The following is a 20,818-nucleotide window of genomic DNA, read 5'->3' on the forward strand; positions in this document are numbered from 1 at the left end:
CGCTATCCTGAGTTCTTGTTCGCGGCAGGCGAATTGTCCGTCATCTACCGCTGTCGGTCCAAGGTCTTGGCGATTGGTTCCCGGCGTCGGGGTTTGATGGACTTTGCGAGGGGGCGGAATGGACGAAGCGAGGGTGCTGATCGTGGGCGCCGGCGTGATTGGACTGTGCAGTGCGTGGCGGCTGGCGCGGGCGGGCTGGCCGGTCACGGTGCTGGAACGGCGCGGCGAGGCGGCGGCCGGCGCCAGCCACGCCAACGGTGGCCAGCTAAGCTACAGCTATGTGGCGCCGCTGGCCGACGCCGGGGTGCCGGCCAAGGCGCTGGCCTGGCTGCTGAGCGCGGACGCGCCGATGCGTTTGCGCCCGCGTTGGGACGCGGCCCAGTGGCAATGGCTGTGGCGCTTCTACCGCGCCTGCAACCGCGAGGCCAACCGCGCCGGCAGCGCCCAATTGTGGCGGTTGGCGCAAAGCAGCCGCCAGCAGTTGGACGCGCTGCGCGCGGAAGGCCTGGACGGTTTCGCCTGGCGGCGCAATGGCAAGCTGGTGCTGTACCGCGGCGCGGCGGCGCTGGAGCATGCGGGACAAGGCGTGGCGGCCTTGAGCGAGCTGGGCGCGTGCCAGCGCTTGCTGGACGCGGACGCCTGCCGCGCGCTGGAGCCGGCCTTGGCCGGCTTGAGCGGGCCGCTGGCCGGCGGGGTGCATACCCCGGACGAGGAGGTGGCGGATTGCCGGCTGTTCTGCCTGGCCATGCAGCGAAGAATGCGCGACGAGGGTCTGGACGTAGAGTTCCGCTTCGGCGAGGAGGTCGTAGGCTTCGAACTGGCCCAGGGGCGGGTGCGGCAAGTTTGGCTGCCCGGAGGCGCTCTGCCTTGTCGGCATCTGGTGTTGGCCGCCGGCGTCGGCGGCGCGGGGCTGGCGCGCAAACTGGGCCTGCGGCTGCCGCTCTACCCGCTGAAGGGCTATAGCCTGGACATGCCGGCGGGCGAGGGTTTGCCCGCGCTCAGCGTCACCGATTTCGAGCGCAAGATCTTGTACGCGCCGATAGGCGGCCGTCTGCGGGTGGCGGCGGCGGCGGACCTGGTCGGCTATGACGAAAGCCCGGACCCGCGGCGCGTGGCCGGCTTGCGCCGGCAGGTGATGCGAGATTGGCCGCGGGCGGGCCGCCTGGAACAGGCGGCGGAATGGGCCGGTTTGAGGCCGGCCACGCCGGACGGGGTGCCCATGATAGGCCGCGCGCCCGGGGGGCCGGCCAATCTGTGGCTGAATCTGGGACACGGCGCCTTGGGCTTCACCTTGGCCCTGGGCAGCGCCGAGTGGCTGGCGCGGGAGATGGCGCGGGAGATGGCGGGGGAGTGAGGACCGGGGGATGGACGAGGGAAGCGAGGCGAGCATGAAAGCGGTGATCGGGATGGAGGACTTGGCGGCGCATCCGGAATACCTGTCGATAGCGGACATCGACGGGGTGAGACTGGACCTGCGCTATGCCTGCGCCAACAATTTCGTGGGGCGAAACCTTTACGGCGAGGCGGCGCCGGCCTTATTGCACCGCCGCGCGGCCGAAGGCCTGACCATGGCCGCGCGCGAGCTGCGCCGGCTGCGTCCCGGCTTCCATTTGCTGGTTTTCGACGCGCTGAGGCCGGGGCGGGTGCAGCGGGTGCTGTGGGACATCGTCAAGGACACGCCGCAGCGCATCTACGTCGCCGACCCGGCGCGCGGTTCGATCCACAGCTTCGGCATGGCGGTGGACCTGAGCGTGGAGGATGCCGACGGGGGCGAACTGGACATGGGCACCGGTTTCGACGACTTCACCGAACGGGCGCAGCCGCAGCGCGAGGCGGAGCTGCTGCGGACCGGCAGGCTGAGCGAGGCGCAAGTGGCCAACCGTCAGCTGTTGCGCCATTGCATGAGCCAGGCCGGCTTCAACGGCATCGCCACCGAGTGGTGGCACTTCGAGGCGGCGGATCGCGACTGGGTGCGCGCGCATATGCTGCTGATCGAGTGAGCCGGCCGCCGTCGCCGGCTGGCGCTAATGCCGCCGGGCCGGCGGCTTTATGCCCGGCAGGCATTTAGCAAACCGCGGATTTTCAGGCAATATGGCCGTTGGCCTTATCCTTGGCGCCTGTTCATGCTCCCGCGAGGCAAGGCGAGACAAGGCCTTGCGGCTGGGAAAGCGGAGTGTGCGCACGGCGCATGAGCCTTTCGAAGCAGTATTCGCCGCGCCAGGTCTCATGACGCGCAGCCGATCGTGAACAAATTCTTAGAAGCACCCGCAGAGAAACATCAATGGCATCCGACAATATCGAACAAGCCTGTTGGCACCCGGAAACCCAGGCAATCCGCGGCGGCCGCGAAATCAGCGATTATCGCGAGCACAGCCAAAGCCTGCATCTGACTTCCAGCTTCACCTACGATTCGGCGGAACAGGCCGCGGCCATGTTCCTGGGCGAACTGGACGGCTACACCTATTCCCGCTTCACCAACCCCACCGTCGCGGCCTTTCAGCAGCGGCTGGCGCTGATGGAGGGCGGCGAGCGCGCCATCGCCACCGCCACCGGCATGGCGGCGATCCAGGCCATCATGATGAGCTTGCTCAAGGCCGGCGATCACATCCTGTCCTCGCAAAGCCTGTTCGGTTCCACCACCAATCTGTTTGCCGGCCTATTGGCCAAGTTCGGCGTGGAAACCACCTTCGTCGACGCCACCGACCTGCAAGCCTGGCGCGACGCGGCGCGGCCCAATACCCGTTTGTTGTTTCTGGAAACGCCGTCCAATCCGCTGACGGAAATCGCCGACATCGCCGCCATCGCGGCTATTGCCCATCAGCATGAGGCCCTGCTGGTGGTGGACAACAGCTTCTGTTCCCCGGCCTTGCAGCAGCCGCTGAAACTGGGCGCGGACCTGGTGATGCACTCCGCCACCAAATACCTGGACGGCCATGGCCGGGTGATGGGCGGCGCGGTGGTGGGCAGCGACGCGCTGATCGAGCAGATCTACCTGCACGTGCGCACCGCCGGCCCCACCTTGGCGCCGTTCAACGCCTGGGCTTTGCTCTCTGGCATGGAAACCCTGCATCTGCGGATGGAAAAGCACAGCGCCAACGCGCTGGAGTTGGCGCGCTGGCTGGAAGCGCAGCCGGCGGTGGAGCGGGTGTTTTATCCAGGGCTGGCCAGCCATCCGCAATATGAACTGGCCTTGCGTCAGCAAAGCGGCGGCGGCGCGGTGGTGTCCTTCGTGGTCAAGGGGGGCAGGGCCGAGGCCTGGCGCGTGGTGGACCGGGTCCAGCTGATTTCCCGCACCGCCAATCTGGGCGACGTCAAGTCCACCATTACGCATCCCGCGTCCACCACCCACGCCCGCATCACGCCGGAAGCCAGGTCCAAGGCCGGCATCGTCGAAGGCCTGTTGCGGGTGGCAGTGGGCCTGGAGCATGTCGAGGATCTGAAGCGGGATTTGGCGCGCGGCCTTGACTAAACGCTTTCAACATGTGTTTCATTCAAACGGCAGTCTAAAATACGGACTGCCGCTTTTGTTGCCGCCCTGAGAGTTTGGCCCGAGCGCCGTCGAGACATGTCTTGACATTCGTCAAATTAAAACGTAAGTTTGAAACGCTTGTTCGAAAGCTGAAATGAGCAAGACCATAAAACCAGCAAATACAAAAAAGGCACTGGAGAACATGGAAGCAAGCCGCCCCGATACCGCCACCCGCATTCTGGACGTTGCAGAACGCTTGTTTGTGGAGCACGGTTTCGAAGCGACCTCGCTGCGCATGATCACCCAGCAAGCCGAGGTAAACCTGGCCGCGGTGAATTACCACTTCGGCTCCAAGGACGCGTTGTTCGAGTCCGTGTTCATGCGCAGACTGGCCCCGCTGATAGCGGACTGCCTGGCGGAACTGGACAAGCTGGAGGCGGAGGCCTCGGAGGAGAAACTGTCGGTGGAAGGCTTGGTGCTGTCGTTCATACGGCCCTGCCTGTCGCTGTCCAAGGACCCGTCGCGCGGCGGGGCGATGTTCGTGCGCCTGTTGTCGCGCACCTTGGTGGAGAACCACCGCCTGTTGCGCGAAACCATCTCCCAGCAGTACAGCGTGTTCGTCCAGCGTTACAGTCGCGCGTTTCAGCGCGCCTTGCCCTTGCTGGACACGGAGCAGTTGGCCTGGAGAATGCATCTTGCGTTCAGCGTCATGTTCAATGCCTTCGCCGGCAACGATGTGCTGAAGATCTTCACTCGCAGTCAGATCGTCAGCGCGCGGGATCCGGACATGATCGTCAAATACCTCGTGCCCTTTGTCATGGCTGGCCTGGTCGCGCCCATGGAAGGCTGATTCCGGAGCGCAGGGCAGGACGCGTCGACCAAGGCCGCGTCCCTTGCTGTTGCCGCCGGAATGGAAGGGTCAACACGAGGGTAAAACAAAATGATATCTGCCGTTGTTCTGGTCGTGCTGCTGGGCGCGCTGGCGTATTTCCGCGCGCCTGTTCTGGCCTGGACCGTGGGGCTGGCCGCCTGGCTAGCCGCGCTCCAGTTCGTCTTCCATTGCCCGCTGCCGCCGGCGGCCTGGGCTGTTTTCGCGGTGATCGCCGCCGTTCTCAATCTTCCGCCCTTGCGCCGCGCCGTGTTCACCGGCCCGGTGTTCGGCGTGTTCAAGAAAATCACGCCGGCGATGTCCCAGACCGAGCAGGAAGCCATCAACGCCGGCACGGTCTGGTGGGATCGCGACCTGTTCTCCGGCAAGCCGGACTGGAACCGCCTGCTGTCCTTTCCCGATCCCAAGCTGACGCCGGAAGAACAGGCCTTCATCGACGGCCCCACCGAACAGCTGTGCGCGATGATTGACGATTGGAAGATCACCCACGAGCTGAAGGATCTGCCGCCGGAAGTGTGGCAATTCATCAAGGACAACGGCTTCCTGGGCATGATCGTCAAAAAGCAGTACGGCGGTCTGGAGTTCTCCAACTACGCTCACGCCAAAGTGGTCACCAAGATCGCCACCCGCGGCGGCACCGCCGCGGTATCGGTGATGGTGCCCAACTCTCTGGGCCCGGGCGAATTGCTGCAGCACTACGGCACCGAGGAGCAGAAGGATTATTATCTGCCGCGCCTGGCCAAGGGTCTGGAGATTCCCTGCTTCGCGCTGACCAGCCCCTATGCGGGCTCGGACGCCGGCAGCATTCCCGACTACGGCATCGTCTGCCGCGGTTCCTACACCCATCCGCGCACCGGCGAGCGTTTCGACGACGTGCTGGGCCTGCGCGTCAGCTGGGAAAAGCGCTGGATCACCTTGGCCCCGGTGGCCACCATCCTGGGCCTGGCGTTCAAGATGTACGATCCCGAGCATCTGCTGGGCGATAAAGAAGACCTGGGCATCACCTGCGCGCTGGTGCCCACCGAACACGAGGGCGTGGCCATCGGCCGTCGCCATTTCCCGGGCGGCGCCGCCTTCATGAACGGCCCGACTTGGGGCAAGGATGTGTTCATTCCGCTGGACTGGATCATCGGCGGCCGCGAGTTCGCCGGCCAGGGCTGGCGCATGCTGGTTGAGTGCTTGTCGGTGGGCCGCTGCATTTCCCTGCCGGCGATGTCGGTGGCTTCCGGCAAGATGAGCACCTTCGTCACCGGCGCTTACGCGCGCATCCGCGATCAGTTCGGTTTGCCCATCGGCAAGTTCGAGGGCGTGGACGAGGCGATGGCGCGCATCGGCGGCTACACCTATCAGATGGAGGCCTCGCAGGACCTGGCCTTGACCGGTCTCGATACCGGCGAGAAGCCGTCGGTGCTGTCCGCCATCCTCAAGTACCACAACACCGAGCGCATGCGCAAAGCCATCAACGACGCGATGGACATCCATGGCGGCAAGGCCGTGGTGCTGGGGCCACGCAACTATCTGGCGCGCGCCTATCAGGCGATTCCGATCGGCATCACCGTGGAAGGCGCCAACATCCTGACCCGTTCGATGATCATCTACGGCCAGGGCGCGATCCGCTGCCATCCCTTCGTGCTGCGCGAAATGAAGGCGGCGATGACCGACGACGGCAAGGAATTCGACGCCGCCATTACCGGTCACATCAACTTCGTGATCAGCAATGTGGTGCGTTCGCTGTGGCTGGGTCTGAGCGGCGCCCGTTTCGTCGGCGCGCCGCGCGGCGGCGAAGTCGGCGCCTACTATCGCCGGCTGACCCGTTTCTCCAGCGCCTTCGCCTTGCTGTCCGATATGGCGATGTTCAGCTTGGGCGGCAGCCTGAAGTTCCGCGAGAAGCTGTCCGCGCGTCTGGGCGACATGCTGTCCGGTCTTTACATCGCCTCCGCCTGCCTGAAGCGCTTCGAGCGCGACGGCGCGCCCAAGGAAGACCTGGCGGTGTTGCAATGGTCGGTGGAAAACGCCTTGTACGATGTGCAGCAGGCGATGGACGGCTTCCTGGCCAACTTGCCCAGCCGCATGCTGGCGGCGGTGCTGCGCAAGCTGATCTTCCCGTGGGGCCTGACGCTCAAGCCGGCGTCCGACCGCGTCGGCACCCAGGTGGCGCGCGCGATGATGGAGCCGGGCGCGACCCGAGAGCGGCTGACGCGCGGCATGTATCTGCCCAAGGAGGAAACCGATGCGGTCGGCGTGCTGGCGCACGCGCTGGAAGCCGTGCTGGCCACCGAGCCGCTGGAGCAGAAGCTGCGCAAGCTGGCGCGCGACGGCAAGTTCGTGTCGGTGACCGCGCGCGAGCGCCTGGCGGAAGCCTTGGCGGCCGGTTTGCTCAATCAGGCCGAGTTCGACGCCGTCAGCCGCGCGCGCAAGCTCAAGCGCGACGTGATCATGGTGGACGATTTCGACAAGATGCTGGAGCAACATGACGATAAGCTGCTGCAACGCTTGATCTTCTGAGCGTAAGGGGTAAGATTTGCCGGGATCCGTCCCGGCATTTCACGCCAGCGGCTGGCAGACGGCCGCTGGCGTGAAATGATGAAAAGTCGCCAAGATCGAGCGATGAACAAGAACAAAGGAGTGAGCATGGACCGCCCTGAAGTCCGGATTCCCACGCTGCGCGTGCGCGCGCTGCCAACCAGCACCAATGCTTACGGCCGAGTCCAGGCCGGTTGGCTGATGAATCAGATCGACATGGCCGGCAGCCTTGACGCCGAGCGCCTGTCGCGCGGCCCGGTGACCACGGTGGCGGTCAACACCTTTCAATTCGCCGCGCCCATCCTGCTGGGCGACGTGGTGGACCTTTATGTGGAACGGCTGAGAATAGGCCAGAAATCCATCACCCTGAAAATCACTGTCGAAGCGGAGCGCATCGATGGCTCGCACGAGGCGATCACCGAAGTGGTGGCTACCTATGTGGCGGTGGATTGCGATGGAAAATCGCGTCTTTTAGGTGATATTTAGCTCATTTCCATGCTTTTTTGCGTGCTTGTTGCAGAAATGTCTCATTAAACGTTTGTTTGGAACAAACACTCCAAAACCTTGTGGAATTGCTCTAATTCTCTGGTAGCATCAAATATGACCAGTGCTTGTTATTGGTCATCTAACACCTAAGAACACTATAGCAACGCCAAAGAGAGAGGGAGAACATGAAACTCAAGCACCTCAGCCTGTCCGTGATGGTCATGGGCGCAACATTCGGTCTAATGTCCACCCAGGCCGTGGCCTCGGGTTATCAGTTTGGTTCGCAGAACGTGTCCGGCCAGGGCACGGCGCATGCCAACGGCGCCGAGGCCAACGATCCTTCCACTATTTTCGCCAACCCGGCCGGTCTGTCCCGGCTGGAGGGCACGCAGTTTTCCGGTGGCTTAACCTTTGTGGTGCCACATTCCGAATATACCGACAATGGTTCCACCAATTTTGCCAATCAACCTACCGGCGGTGGTAATGGGGGCTCTTTTGCGCCTTCGGTGGTAGTTGCGCCTAACTTTTATTTGTCGCACAAGCTGAACGACAAGATTAACTTGGGCGTGGGCGTCTTTGTTCCGTATGGTGCCAAGTTAGATTATGACAGTGGCTGGGCCGGACGCTATGCCTTGCAAAACGTTGACCTAAAGTCCTTCAATATTAATCCTAGCATGTCATTCAAGTTGGATGACCGTCATGCGTTTGGTTTTGGTCTCTCGGCCCAATATCTGGATGCTACTTTGCAGCAGGCTGCTGACGTGCGTACTGGTATTGCGCAGTTGGCTGCTAAAAAACTGGGGCTTAATCCGATGAACCCCGCCATCATTGGTGGGGCGGGGATTCAGGGGCAGTTGAATGCACTGGGTGTATCTGGTGATGGTACGGCAAGGATCTCTGGTGATGACTGGGGGTTTGGCTGGAACATCGGCTATATGTTTACGCTGAATGAAAATACTCGCTTTGGTTTGGCTTACCGTTCGGCAATCAAACAGAAACTTGAGGGCACGGCAGATTGGGACTTTTCTAACGTGAAGGGTAACTTGGCTGCTCTTGGTGTTCCCAACCTTCAAGCGTATTTGAGTGGGACCAAGCATCCTGATACCAGTGCAACCGTTGATGTGACAACGCCAGAGACGGCTTCCGCCAACTTCTTTCATCAGCTGAATCCGAAATGGGCGGTGATGGGCGATGTGACCTGGGTGGCCAACTCACAAATGAAAGACATCGTTATCAAGCAGGCTACTGTGAATGGTGTCTCGCAAGGTGATATCACCATCCATCAGAACTGGCGCGATACTTGGCGCGTGTCTCTTGGTGCCAACTACCAATACAATGATGCTTGGTTGTTCCGCGGTGGTGTGGCCTGGGAGCAGTCTCCATTGCGCTCGGACAATGAGCGTCACCCTGCAATCCCCGATAGTGACCGTCTGTGGCTGTCGCTGGGCGCCAACTACAAGATCAACAAGCAGAGCTCGGTCGACTTCGCCTATAGCTTCATCAATTTCGCTAATGCCAATGTGAACTACACCGATGGTTGCAGCCCTTCGGGAAATAGCCCGACTACCGGCGCGGCGTGTACTGGCAACGGCGGCACGGTCAAAGGCAGCTACAAGACCTATCTGCAGCTGATCGGCTTGCAGTACAACTACCGGTTTTAATTGAATCGGCGCCGCTGGGCGCGCGGATTTCGGGTCGGGCGGGCGCGGTGGCGCTCGCCCGGTTTTTGCGTCTGCGCCGCGCCGGTTTTTTCGCTTGTTTTCTCTCTCTATTTTTCCATGAACCCCCTGTTTTTTTGCCCAAATTGGGTTAGACTTATTTGAGAGAAAAGCGAGTGTTTGATATTTTTCAATGCAGATCTTTTCCAGCTGCGCTTGATCCGCCGCAATAGTGGCTGCCGGCGCGGTTTTTCAGTAGATTGACGGATGTCCGCGGCGGTGGGAAAACCATCTCTCGCCAGGCTTCCGGGCGGGCCGGGCTTCATCATAATCATTCTCCCGGCCGGCCGAGTTGTGCCGGCTGCAGCGGCGGCGCGCCGCCGACTCAGCGCAAGGACGAACAACGCCCGTCCTTGAGGCAGGCTGAGCAGGCGAGAGGGGCCTGTCTCATGTTGTGTTTCAACAAAACGAGGAAACCATGTCTCAAACCAAGTTCAACGTACGCAAGGTAGCCGTGTTAGGCGCTGGCGTGATGGGGGCTCAAATCGCCGCCCATCTGGTGAATGCCAAAGTTCCGACCATCCTGTTCGACTTGCCCGCCAAGGAAGGCGACAAGAACGGCATCGTGCTCAAGGCGCTGGAAGGCTTGAAAAAGCAGAAGCCGGCTCCCTTAGCCAATAAGGATGCCGTCAACCACATTCAGCCGGCCAACTACGACGACCACCTGCACCTCTTGAAGGATTGCGACTTGGTGATCGAAGCCATCGCCGAGCGCATGGACTGGAAAGCGGATCTGTACCACAAAGTGGCTCCGCACCTGGGCGAACACACCATTTTCGCCACCAATACGTCCGGCCTGTCGATCAACACGCTGGCGCAAAGCTGCCCGGACAATGTGCGCCCGCGTTTCTGCGGCGTGCACTTCTTCAATCCGCCGCGCTATATGCATCTGGTGGAAATCATTCCCTGCCTGACCTCGGACGCGCACATCCTGGATAATCTGGAGCGCTTCCTGGTGTCCAGCCTGGGCAAGGGCGTGGTTCGCGCCAAGGACACCCCCAACTTCGTCGCCAACCGCATCGGCGTATTCTCGATGTTGGCCACCATCGCCAACGCCGACAAGTTCGGCATCCGCTTCGACGTGGTGGACGACCTGACCGGTCCGCGTCTGGGCCGCCCTAAATCGGCCACCTTCCGCACCGCCGACGTGGTGGGCCTGGACACTTTCGCCCACGTGGTCAAAACCATGCAGGACACCCTGCCGCAAGACCCGTGGCACGGCCTGTTCCAGACTCCGGAATGGATGCAGAAGCTGATCGCCGCCGGCGCGCTGGGCGCCAAGACCAAGGCCGGCATCTATAAGAAAGACGGCAAGCGCATGTTGGTGCTGGACCCGGCCAAGGGCGAGTACGTCGGCTCCGGCGAGAAGGGCGACGACGCGGTCAAGGAAATCCTGAAGATCGCCAATCCGGCGGAAAAATTCCAGAAACTGCGCGAGAGCAGCCATCCGCAGGCGCAATTCCTGTGGGCATGTTTCCGCGATGTGTTCCATTACATTTCCCACCATCTGGCCGATATCGCCAATAGCGCGCGCGACGTCGACTTCGCCATCCGCTGGGGCTTCGGCTGGAGCGTGGGTCCGTTTGAAACCTGGCAGGCCGCCGGCTGGCAGCAAGTGGCCAAGTGGCTGGACGAGGACGTGAAAGCCGGCAAGGCGCTGAGCGCCGCCGCGCTGCCGGCCTGGGTGCTGCAGGGCGACCGCGCCGGCGTGCACTTCGCCGAAGGTTCTTACGATCCGGCCGGCAACAAGCTGGTGGGCCGCTCCACGCTGGACGTGTACCAGCGTCAGCTGGCGCCGGCCAAGGTGCTGGGCGAGGCCTCGGCGCCGCTGGGCGAAACCGTGTTCGAAAACGAGGGCGTGCGCGCTTTCACTACTGGCGACGAAGTGTTGGTGGTGTCGTTTAAGTCCAAGGCGCATGCGATCGGCCCGGCCGTGATCGAGGGTCTGAACAAGGCCGTCGACATCGCCGAAGACCGCTTCAAGGGCCTGGTGATCTGGCAGACCGAGGAGCCGTTCTCCGTCGGCGCCGATCTGCAGTCTATGATGCCGGCCTTCATGATGGGCGATTGGGACGCGATCGACGCGACGGTGCGCCGCTTCCAGGAAACCTCGATGCGCCTGCGCTATTGCCAGGTGCCGACGGTGGCGGCGACCCAGGGCTATGTGTTCGGCGGCGGCTGCGAATTCGCCATGCACTGCGACAAGACCGTGGCGGCGCTGGAGTCCTATGTCGGCCTGGTGGAAGTGGGCGTCGGCCTGCTGCCGGGCGGCGGCGGCTGCAAAGAATTCGCCCTGCGCGCCGCTCAGGAGGCGCGCGGCGACGTGCTGGCCGCGCTGAAGGACTACTTCATGGCCATCGCCACCGCCAAAGTGGCCACCAGCGGCTTCGAAGCGCAGGAAATCGGCTTCTTCCGCAACGGCGACCCGGTGGTGTTCAACGCTTACGAGCTGTTGCACGTGGCCAAACAGCAGGCGATCGCGCTGGCCGAGGCCGGCTACCGTCCGCCGCTCAAGGTCAAGGGCTTCCCGGTGGCCGGCCGCAGCGGCGCCGCGTCCATCAAGGGCCAGTTGGTGAACATGCTGGAAGGCAACTTCATTTCCAAGCATGACTTCTTCATCGCCGGCCTGATCGCCGACGTGATGACCGGCGGCGACGTCGAAGCCGGCACCCTGGTCAATGAGCAGTGGATTCTGGATCTGGAGCGCAAGGCCTTCATGACCTTGCTGAAAAACTCCAAGACCCAGGATCGCATCGCCAATATGTTGACCACCGGCAAGCCGCTGCGCAACTAAGTGCTTGGGGGTGATTCTGCTGCGCGCGCCGATATCGAATGCTGCGATGCTCGCCGTACCGCATGTACGGCTGCGCTTCTCGCTTCGATCTCGGCCCGCTCGCGACGAATCCTCCCGCAAGCACGGCCAATAGCCAGATGAAAGGCAGCCTGATCGCCGGAGCGCGGGTCAGGCCGCCGACAGGAGAATCAAAATGAGCAAACAAGTACAAGAAGCTTACATCGTCGCCGTCACCCGCACGCCGGTGGGCAAGGCGCCGCGCGGCATGATGCGTCATGTGCGTCCGGACGATATGCTGGCGCACGTGATCACCGGCGCGCTGGCCCAGGTGCCTAATCTGGATCCGAAGCTGATTTCCGACTGCGTGGTGGGCTGCGCCTTCCCGGAAGCGGAACAGGGTCTGAACATGGCGCGCATCGGCGTGTTGCTGGCCGGCCTGCCCAATACCGTGGGCGGCATCACCATCAACCGTTACTGCTCGTCGGGTATCAACGCGGTGCAGATGGCTGCCGACCGTATCCGCCTGGGCGAGGCCGACGTGGTGATCGCCGCGGGCGCCGAGTCGATGTCGCTGGTGCCTATGATGGGCAACAAGGTGTCGCTGAACCCGGAAATCTTCGCCAAGGATGAAAACTACGGCATCGCTTACGGCATGGGCCTGACCGCCGAAAAAGTGGCGCAGCAGTGGGGCGTGTCGCGCGAAGACCAGGACGCGTTCGCGGTGGAATCGCACCGCCGCGCGCTGGCCGCGATCGACGGCGGCAAGTTCAAGAGCGAGATCACGCCGCTGGAGGCGACCTACCGCACGCCCAATCTGGAAACCGGCGAAGTGGCGGTCAAGACCCGCGTGCTGGACACCGACGAAGGCCCGCGCCGCGAGACCACGCTGGAGGGCCTGGCCAAGCTGAAAACGGTGTTCGACGCCAAGGGTTCGGTCACCGCCGGCAATTCCTCGCAGATGTCCGACGGCGCCGGCGCGGTGATTCTGGTGTCCGAGCGCGTGCTCAAGGAGTTCAATCTGACTCCGCTGGGCCGCTACGTCACTTTCGCGGTCAAGGGCGTGCCGCCGGAAATCATGGGCATTGGTCCGAAAGAGGCGATCCCGGCCGCTTTGAGCCAGGCGGGCCTGAAGCAGGACGACCTGAAGTGGATCGAACTGAACGAGGCGTTTGCGGCACAGGCTTTGGCGGTGATCCGCGATCTGGAGCTGGATACCTCCAAGGTCAACCCGCATGGCGGCGCCATCGCTCTGGGTCACCCTCTGGGCGCCACCGGCGCCATCCGCACCGCCACTCTGGTGCATGGCATGCGCGACGCCGGCCAGAAGGGCTACGGCATGGTGACTATGTGCATCGGCACCGGCATGGGCGCCGCCGGCATCATCGAAGTCTTGTAAGCGGGACGGTTCTCGCGTAAAAAAACCGGCTCGCCATGGCGAGCCGGTTTTTTATTGCCCGCCGCGCGGCGGGGGGCGGGGCTTAGTCCACCTTGGACAGCGTGTCGAAGTCGCTGTGGCTGCAGTCCTCGTATTCGTGCTGCGGGGTTTTGAGGCGAATCTGGTAGGACTTGCCTTGCGCCGCCAGCACCAATTGCTTGTCCGGCAGTGTCAGGGCCTTGGGCATCAGGAAGTAGCGCTGGCCTTTGCGGGAATTGGGCTGGGTGATGTAGATGGCGGTGGAGGGCGGGGATTCCGAGTGCTCGGGGTCCAGCAGCGATACGCCGACGGGGTTTTGCCCGAGGATTTCTATGCCCACCTTGGTGCCGTTGCTTTGGCGCAGGATGCGGCGGATCACGCCCAGCAGCTGCGGGTGATTGTCCGCTTTGACCAGGATGACGCGGCCGATGGCCAGCTGTTCCACCGCCTTGCCGATGAAGGTGAGGCCCATGCCGGTGGAACTGATGTCGTTGATGCGCCAATCGCTGGCGCGCTCGGGATCCTGCGTCGGCACGTCCTGAACCTTGACCTGATAGGCGACGCGTTCGAAGCCTATGCTGACGTGGGCGTTGGACGCGTGCAGCGAGCGCTCCGACTTGCGCAGCGATTTGCCGCCGTCGGTAGACCAGCGAATGGCCAGTTTTTCGCATAGAATGGCCCATTCCTCGCGCTCCAGCCCGCCGTCCATGGCCGCCAGGGCGGGAGGGATCCGCCTGTCCAGATCGAACATCAGATCCGCCAGGCGGCTGGTGATTTCGTAAGCGGACCAGTAGCGGTGCCATTTGCCGGCCATGCCGCGCAGCATGGCTTGCGGCGGTTCGGGCATCGACAGGTTGTAGACGAAGATGGGCTCTTCCACCGGCGGCTGTTTGTCCAGCGGAATGCTCTGGCTTAGCATCATCAGCAACTGGTCTACCGCGATGATCTCCTTGTGCAGCATATTGTCGGTCTGCGCCAGGAAGAGCATGCCGGCCTGGATCAGCAGTTGTTCACAGCTGAATTCGTCCGGGCTGTTCAGATAAAGCTTGATCGGGTGCCGGGAAAAACCGCTTTCCTCTGCCTGGCTGAAAAAGCGGAAACCGTTTTGCCAGGCGGCGCCTTCCGGCTTCAGATAGCGCAGGGAGTTCCAGGCGATCAGCCGCATCTGGTGATGCAGGCCGCGGATGGTGACGATGCGGATTTCGTCTTCCGGCACCGCGTTGGGATGGCTTTTGTACAGTCTCAGGCAGATCTGGTAGGCGGAGGACAGCTCGTGCCAGTAGGCGAGGATGGTGGGCAGATAGCCTTTGCTGCCGCCTTTGGACTGCAAATAGTCCCGGCACAGCTGGCGGTGGATGTTGTTGGCCTTGTCGTCGACGTAGACCAGGGTCTTGACGCGCTCTTTCAGCGAGATATCGGTGTCGGTATTGATTTTGGCGACGGCTTTGATGATTTCCACCAAGGCGCCGAAATACTCGGTTTCAGGCAGGTCGCGCACTAATAGCGTTGCAGACTGCGCCACTTCGGAGGCAGTCGTGTTTTTGTTCAGTAGGGAACTGACTAGTGATTTGAAGTCAAACATTTAGCCCGGCTTTATAGGAAATTATGTTTTCATTGGCATATCGCTATATCTTACGCCACGCACAGGCGTGGGTGAAACGGTAATTCTCATTATTTACCCATATGCTTACAAATAACAATCGCTGGAATCGGCGACAGCGGCTGACATCGCTGCTGTTGCTCGGGGTTTTGTCGCAAACGGCCTGGGCAGGCAACGGGGAAGAGCTTGGCGCGTATCCGCCGCAAGGCGTGGGTTTGGTGCTGGGCGGCGGCGGCGCGCGCGGTTTCGCCCACCTGGGGGTGCTAAAGGAACTGGAGCGTTTGCGGATTCCCATCGCCTGTATCGCGGGGACCAGCGCCGGCGCCCTGATTGGTGGTATTTATGCGAATGGCTTGCCTTTGGCGCAGATGGAGCACGAGTTCGACGCCGCCGATTGGGACGCCTTGCTCTCCGGCAAGCCGACGCGGGCGGACGTGCCCTACGATCGCAAGCGCGACGATTACAAGAACTATCTGGACGTTACCTTCGGCTTGAAGAAGGACGGCCTGAAAGTGCCGCGCAGCGCGATCAATTCGCAGGAAATCGAGCTGTACATCCACAAGCTGACGCGTGATCGCGTGGTGGGCAGTTTCGACCAGTTGCCGATCCCGTTTCGCGCGGTGGCCACCGATCTGGCCACCGGCGAACCGGTGGTGTTCGAGCAGGGCTCGCTGGCGCGCGCGCTGCGCGCCAGCATGGCGGTGCCGGGCTTGTTCGATCTGATAGAAGACGACGATGGCCGCCTGCTGGTGGACGGCGGCCTGGCGCGCAATCTGCCGATTCAGGATGTCAAAGGCCGCTGCGCCGATCGGGTGATCGTCGTCGACGTGTCCACGCCGCTGATGAAGGCGAAAGAGATCAACAGCCTGTTCGATGTGGTGGCGCAGACTTCCAATCTGATGGTCAGCCGCAACGCCAAGGAGCAATTGCGGAGGTTGGACAAGCGCGATCTGGTGATCAAGCCGGATTTGAGCGGCTATACCGCGGCCTCTTTCAGCGAACACCAGGCAATCACCCAGCGCGGCGAGGAGGCGGCCAAGGCTCTGGCCAAGCAGCTGTCGGCCTATTCGGTGTCGGAAGAAGAGTACGCGGCGTGGAAGCGCCGTTTGGAGCGGCCGCACTTCCCCTTGATCGACAAGATTCAGGTGGAAGGCAAGCCCGGCCAGTTCACCAAGCCGGAGCAACTGGCCAAATCGCTGGCTTTCTCCTCAGTGGTGGAGCCGATCAGCAGCGCTCAGACCCGTCTGCGCGGCGTGTTCGCCGGCGGCGACTACGACCGGCTGACCTACCGCGTGGACAGTGTGTCCGGCCGCAATGTGATGACGGTGTCGCCGCTGGAGCGCAGCATAGGCCCTAACTTCCTGCGCTTCGGCCTGAACCTGAGCAGCGCGACGCCGGGCGAGAGCAATTTCAACTTTTTGGCTTCGCATGAATGGCGCAACGCCAATAGCGCCGGCGGCGCCTGGCGCAACGATGTGTCCATCGGCCAGAACAAGCTGTTCAAGACTGAGTGGTACCAGCCGCTGTACGAGGGCAGCCCGGTGTTCGGCGCGGCGTCCTTTGGGTATCGACAGGATTTTTTGTCGATTTATAACGCTGACCATACGCTGAATATGGCGTGGAACAATGATGTGGGCAGCGTGCGTCTGGATGGCGGCGTGGCCTTGGGGCGTTACGGCGAGTGGCGGATTGGCGCGTACCGGGACGATAATCACTTTGGCTCGCGAGTGACATGGGCTTCTGGCGTGGCGCCGTTCAATTATAGGGATACCGGGATCAGCACTAGCCTGGTGGTGGATCAGTTCGACAATCCGCGCTGGCCGCGTGCCGGTTATTTCTTTAGCGGCCGGGTGACCAAGAGCATTCCGTCCTGGGGCAGCGATGTCAATCTGACCAACTACGATACGGCCATGGAGTATGTCAAGACACTGGGCAGCGTGACGATGCGCTTGACCGCCAAGAACAAGGGCGCTTTGAATCTCGACAACAGAGAGGATACCCAGACCTTGCCCAGATCGCTGGGCGGCTTTTTGAATCTGAGCGGTTATCAGGATTCCGAATTGGTGGGCATTCGCTCGTCGCTGTTCCGCTCGATGCTGTATTGGCGAGCGTCCAGCCTACCGTCGGCGATTGGTTCCGGCGTCTACGCCGGCGTTTCGATGGAGCTGGGCAAGATTTGGGGGCGTTTCAGCTTTGACGACTCGGTATCGCAAAACACTGATTGGATTCCCGCCGGATCGGTCTTCCTCGCCGCGGACACCATCATCGGGCCGTTCTTCCTTGGCGTTGGCACCGCCAAGGGCGGCAAACCCACCGCCTATCTGTATCTGGGGTCCGACTACTGAGTCGATTGTGGCTTGGGCCTGAGGCTCATCAAACTAAAAACGCTATATGGCAGCCGCCATATAGCGTTTTTTTTTTATTGGCCTAGTGGGAGCGAACGGCTGCTCTGGCCCACGCTTATCGATCTTTCGGACGGTTGAATTTTAAGTTCTTGTATTTTCTGTTGTTGATATGTGACGTAAAAATACAAACGTTTGAATAATTCTGGTGTTTTGGGCCGCTTTCTCCTATTACCAATCTTGGGCATGCAAATAAGAGCAATTACTCAGCCCGCATTGATCAACTAGAGGAGAAACACCATGAAGAAGTTGTTACACGGAGCATTGCTGTGTCTGGGCCTGCTGTTGCCCCTGTCCGCCGCCCACGCCGCCAGCGGCTATACCCAGACGCGCTACCCCATCGTGCTGGTGCATGGCTTGTTCGGTTTCGGTCAGTTGCTGGGAGTGGATTATTTTTATCAAGTGCCGGCGGCCTTGCGCGCCGACGGCGCGCAGGTGTTCGTGGCCGAGGTGTCCGCGCTGAACAGCAATGAGGCGCGCGGCGAGCAGTTGCTGCAGCAGGTGCAAAAAATCATCGCCATCACCGGCGCCGCCAAGGTCAATCTGATCGGCCATAGCCAGGGCGCGCCCACGGCGCGCTACGTGGCCGGGGTGCGGCCGGACCTGGTGGCTTCGGTCACTTCGGTGGGCGGGGTCAACAAGGGGTCGGCGGTGGCCGACATCGTGCGCGGCGTCGCGCCTCCGGGATCGGTGTCCGAGGCGGTGGCGTCCGCGGTGGCCAAGGCCTTGACCGCGGTGATGCAGTTCTTCGCCGGCACCACCGGGCAGCCGCAATATCCGGTGGGCGCGTTGGATTCCCTGACCACGGCGGGAGCCTCCGCCTTCAGCGCCAAATTCCCGCAAGGGGTGCCGACCAGCGCTTGCGGCGAGGGCGATTATCAGGTCAACGGCATCCGCTACTATTCATGGACCGGTTCGGCCACCGTCACCAATGTGCTGGATCCGCTGTCGGTGCCGATGGGCGTGCTGGGCCTGGCCTTCGGCTCCACACCCACCGATGGCCTGGTCAGCGCCTGCTCCGCGCATCTGGGTCAGGTGATCCGCGATAACTACCGGATGAACCACGTCAACGAGATCAATCAGAGCTTTGGTCTGGTCAGCCTGTTCGAGGTCAGCCCGGTGAGCTTGTACCGGCAGCAGGCCAATCGCCTGAAGAACACGGGTCTGTGATGCTGCGGGCCTGGATGGGGTGGGGCTGCGCGCTGCTGCTGGCCGCGCTGGGCTGGCTGTGCGTGTCCGGAGCCGACGACGCGGCGGCGCAAACCGGAGTCGCCGCGCCGGCGGCGGCGCCGTCCTTGCGCGGCACCCAGGCGGATGGCCAAGCGCGCGTGGAGGCGAGCGGGGCGCTGAGAGTGGACGCGGAGCTGCGGCGCTTGTTCGATTACCAGTTGGCGACGCTGGGGGAGCGGGACTTGCCGGCGGTGCGCAAGGCGGTGCAGCAGGCCTTGCAATCGCAATTGGGCGCCGCGGCCTTGGGGCAGGCTTTGGCCTTGTTCGACCGTTACGTCGCCTATCGGCGAGCCTTGAGCGAGACCAAGCTGGCGGCGGGAAACGCGGCCGCGGGTTTGCAGCGGATGAGGGCGTTGCGTCTGCAATTCTTGTCCGCAAGCGAGGTGGCGGGCTTGTTTGGCGATGAGGACGTCTACGACGACTTCACCGTCCAGCGGCTGCGCATCGCCGCCGACGCCGGTTTGAGCGCGGAGCAGAAGGCGGCTAGGCTCAAGGCCTTGGAGGCGGCTTTGCCGGCCGAGCTGCGCGCGGCGCGGCAGGAGCCGGTCAAGCATCTGGCGCTGGCGGAGGCGGAGGCGGCTTTGAGGAAGAAGGGCGGCGGCGAGCAGGAGTTGTACGCCTTGCGCGCCGGCATGGTGGGGCAGGCCGCCGCCGACCGTTTGTCGCAGCTGGATCGTGAACAGGCTCAGTGGCAGGCGCGCATAGACGGCTACCGACGGGAGGCGCAGCGCTTGCGGGCGGCGCCCGGCCTGGACGCCGCGCAAAGACAGCAGGCGCTGACCGCCTTGCGCGTCCAACGCTTCAATGCGCAGGAGCAATTGCGGCTGGACGCTTTCCTCCCGCCGCAATAGCCGGCAATGTTTTAGCGGTCCGTCGGGTTTCGAAACAGCCGGGAGAGTCCTTCTCCCGGCTCTTTTTCGCGCATGAAGGCTTCGCCCACCAGGAAGGTGTGCACCTCGTGGCTGCGCATCAGCCTCACGTCGTCGACGGTGGCGATGCCGCTTTCGGTGATGGCGATGCGGCCGTTCTCGATTTGCGGCAGCAGCTTCAGCGTGGTGGCCAGGCTGACTTCGAAGCTGCGCAGATTGCGGTTGTTGACGCCGATCAGCTCGGTTTGGAGTTGCAGCGCCTGTTCCAGTTCCTCGGCGTCGTGCACCTCGGCCAGCACCGCCATGCCCAGCTCCATCGCCAAGGCCTCCAGTTCGCGCATCAGCGGTAGTTCCAGCGCGGCGGCGATCAGCAGAATGCAATCGGCCCCCATCGCGCGGGCTTCGTATACCTGGTAGGGGTCGACGATGAAGTCCTTGCGCAGCACCGGCAGCCGGCAGGCGGCGCGGGCGGCCTGCAGATAGGCGGCGTCGCCCTGGAAATACTGGCGGTCGGTCAGCACCGACAGGCAGGCCGCGCCGTGTTCGGCGTAGCTGGCGGCGATGTCGGCCGGACGGAAGTCCTCGCGGATCACGCCCTTGCTCGGGCTGGCTTTTTTGATCTCGGCGATGACCGCGGCCTGGCCCAGCGCGTGTTTGGCGCGCAGCGCGGCGACAAAATCGCGACGATCGCCGCTGCGCGCTTCCGCGGCGGCGCGGACCGCGCTCAGCGATTGCTGGCGCAAGGCGGCGGCGATTTCTTCACGCTTGGTGGCGATGATGGTGTTGAGTATGTCTGACATGCTTGGGTCTGCAATCCGGGCGAATCGAAAGAAACGACCATCATGCAGGAACTGCCGTGGCCTTGACAAGCCGCGGCGCTCAGGGCCGGCCGGCTTGCTCCTGCCGGCGCGGCACCTCGACGATGCGCGGCGCGTGGCCGGTCAGCTCCAGGAAGCGCATCAGCTCCGCCATCGGCAGCGCCAGCGTGCTGGTATTGACCAGGGGATGGCAGAGGATGGCGTCCCGGCGGCTCAAGTCCTGATCAACGACGATGGCGACCTGGCGGTCGCGGTCGTTGAAGGCGGCCAATAGCGTCACCGCGCCCGGCGTCAGGCCCAGATAACGCTGCAGGCGCTCCGGCGAGGCGAAGCGCAGGCCTTTGAGCTCCAGTTGCTCGCCCAGAGCCTTGATGTCGACGCCGGCGTCGGCCGGCACCGCCAGCAACACGTGCTGGCGGCCCTTGGCGTCGCATAGAAACAGGTTTTTGCATTCCGCGCCGGGCAGGCCCGGCGTCAGGCGCGCGGCTTCTTCGCAGGTATAGACCGGCGGGTGGTCGAAGCGCTGATGGCGGATCTGGTGCTGATCGAGAAAGTCGTACAGAGCGTGTTCCATCGCCTCAGGCTAGCATGGCGACGCGGGGGGGC

15 protein-coding genes are annotated in these 20,818 nt (G+C 62.7%); 12 read left to right on the plus strand and 3 right to left on the minus strand.

Going from position 1 to position 20,818, the window contains the following annotated elements:
• Positions 1 to 118 precede the first annotated feature (118 nt).
• The 9 genes from NK214_RS01685 (at position 119) to NK214_RS01725 (ending at position 13,275) form a co-directional block, all read left to right on the plus strand.
• The gene (locus NK214_RS01685; protein WP_253313634.1) at positions 119 to 1,354 is read left to right on the plus strand and encodes a D-amino acid dehydrogenase; all 1,236 of its coding nucleotides are present in this window, start codon (positions 119 to 121) and stop codon (positions 1,352 to 1,354) included.
• A 10-nt stretch (positions 1,355 to 1,364) separates the two neighbouring features.
• A complete protein-coding gene (locus NK214_RS01690; protein ID WP_253313635.1) occupies positions 1,365 to 2,000 on the plus strand; it encodes a M15 family metallopeptidase in 636 nt (211 codons plus the stop codon).
• Positions 2,001 to 2,281: 281 nt separating this feature from the next.
• Positions 2,282 to 3,469, plus strand: coding sequence for an O-succinylhomoserine sulfhydrylase (locus tag NK214_RS01695; protein WP_227103336.1), 1,188 nt, complete (start codon positions 2,282 to 2,284; stop codon positions 3,467 to 3,469).
• A 202-nt stretch (positions 3,470 to 3,671) separates the two neighbouring features.
• Positions 3,672 to 4,319, plus strand: a complete 648-nt coding sequence (locus NK214_RS01700; protein WP_019102939.1) for a TetR/AcrR family transcriptional regulator — start codon at positions 3,672 to 3,674, stop codon at positions 4,317 to 4,319.
• A gap of 90 nt (positions 4,320 to 4,409) precedes the next feature.
• A complete protein-coding gene (locus NK214_RS01705; RefSeq protein ID WP_253313636.1) occupies positions 4,410 to 6,863 on the plus strand; it encodes an acyl-CoA dehydrogenase in 2,454 nt (817 codons plus the stop codon).
• A 126-nt stretch (positions 6,864 to 6,989) separates the two neighbouring features.
• Positions 6,990 to 7,367, plus strand: a complete 378-nt coding sequence (locus tag NK214_RS01710) for an acyl-CoA thioesterase (RefSeq protein ID WP_019102937.1) — start codon at positions 6,990 to 6,992, stop codon at positions 7,365 to 7,367.
• Positions 7,368 to 7,552: 185 nt separating this feature from the next.
• A complete protein-coding gene (locus NK214_RS01715) occupies positions 7,553 to 9,028 on the plus strand; it encodes an OmpP1/FadL family transporter (protein ID WP_253313637.1) in 1,476 nt (491 codons plus the stop codon).
• A 475-nt stretch (positions 9,029 to 9,503) separates the two neighbouring features.
• Positions 9,504 to 11,879 (plus strand): 3-hydroxyacyl-CoA dehydrogenase/enoyl-CoA hydratase family protein, encoded by a 2,376-nt coding sequence (locus NK214_RS01720; protein ID WP_253313638.1) that lies wholly within the window; start codon positions 9,504 to 9,506, stop codon positions 11,877 to 11,879.
• Positions 11,880 to 12,072: 193 nt separating this feature from the next.
• Positions 12,073 to 13,275, plus strand: a complete 1,203-nt coding sequence (locus tag NK214_RS01725) for an acetyl-CoA C-acyltransferase (RefSeq protein WP_107798871.1) — start codon at positions 12,073 to 12,075, stop codon at positions 13,273 to 13,275.
• Between the two features lie 82 nt (positions 13,276 to 13,357).
• Here the strand turns inward: NK214_RS01725 and NK214_RS01730 are convergent, their stop codons facing one another.
• On the minus strand, positions 13,358 to 14,791 hold the full coding sequence (locus tag NK214_RS01730) for a PilZ domain-containing protein (RefSeq protein ID WP_227103326.1): 1,434 nt from the start codon (positions 14,789 to 14,791) through the stop codon (positions 13,358 to 13,360).
• A gap of 311 nt (positions 14,792 to 15,102) precedes the next feature.
• On the opposite strand from NK214_RS01730, the gene NK214_RS01735 reads away from it, so the two are divergent.
• The 3 genes from NK214_RS01735 to NK214_RS01745 all read left to right on the plus strand — a co-directional run bounded on the left by NK214_RS01735 (position 15,103) and on the right by NK214_RS01745 (position 19,376).
• A complete protein-coding gene (locus NK214_RS01735; RefSeq protein WP_253313639.1) occupies positions 15,103 to 17,238 on the plus strand; it encodes a patatin-like phospholipase family protein in 2,136 nt (711 codons plus the stop codon).
• A gap of 297 nt (positions 17,239 to 17,535) precedes the next feature.
• Positions 17,536 to 18,465 carry a triacylglycerol lipase gene (locus tag NK214_RS01740; RefSeq protein WP_227103322.1) on the plus strand — a complete coding sequence of 310 codons (930 nt, stop codon included), beginning with the start codon at positions 17,536 to 17,538 and terminating at the stop codon, positions 18,463 to 18,465.
• On the plus strand, positions 18,465 to 19,376 hold the full coding sequence (locus NK214_RS01745; RefSeq protein ID WP_107798875.1) for a lipase secretion chaperone: 912 nt from the start codon (positions 18,465 to 18,467) through the stop codon (positions 19,374 to 19,376). Before NK214_RS01740 ends, NK214_RS01745 begins: the two co-directional genes overlap by 1 nt.
• Positions 19,377 to 19,387: 11 nt before the next feature.
• Here NK214_RS01745 and trpC read toward each other — a convergent pair whose 3' ends face one another.
• A complete protein-coding gene (gene trpC / locus NK214_RS01750; protein ID WP_227103318.1) occupies positions 19,388 to 20,194 on the minus strand; it encodes an indole-3-glycerol phosphate synthase TrpC in 807 nt (268 codons plus the stop codon).
• Between the two features lie 79 nt (positions 20,195 to 20,273).
• A complete protein-coding gene (locus tag NK214_RS01755) occupies positions 20,274 to 20,786 on the minus strand; it encodes a prolyl-tRNA synthetase associated domain-containing protein (RefSeq protein WP_253313640.1) in 513 nt (170 codons plus the stop codon).
• Positions 20,787 to 20,818: the final 32 nt, after the last annotated feature.

The sequence above is a fragment of the Chromobacterium sp. S0633 genome (assembly GCF_024158805.1).
In the GTDB taxonomy this organism is placed as follows: Bacteria; Pseudomonadota; Gammaproteobacteria; order Burkholderiales; family Chromobacteriaceae; genus Chromobacterium.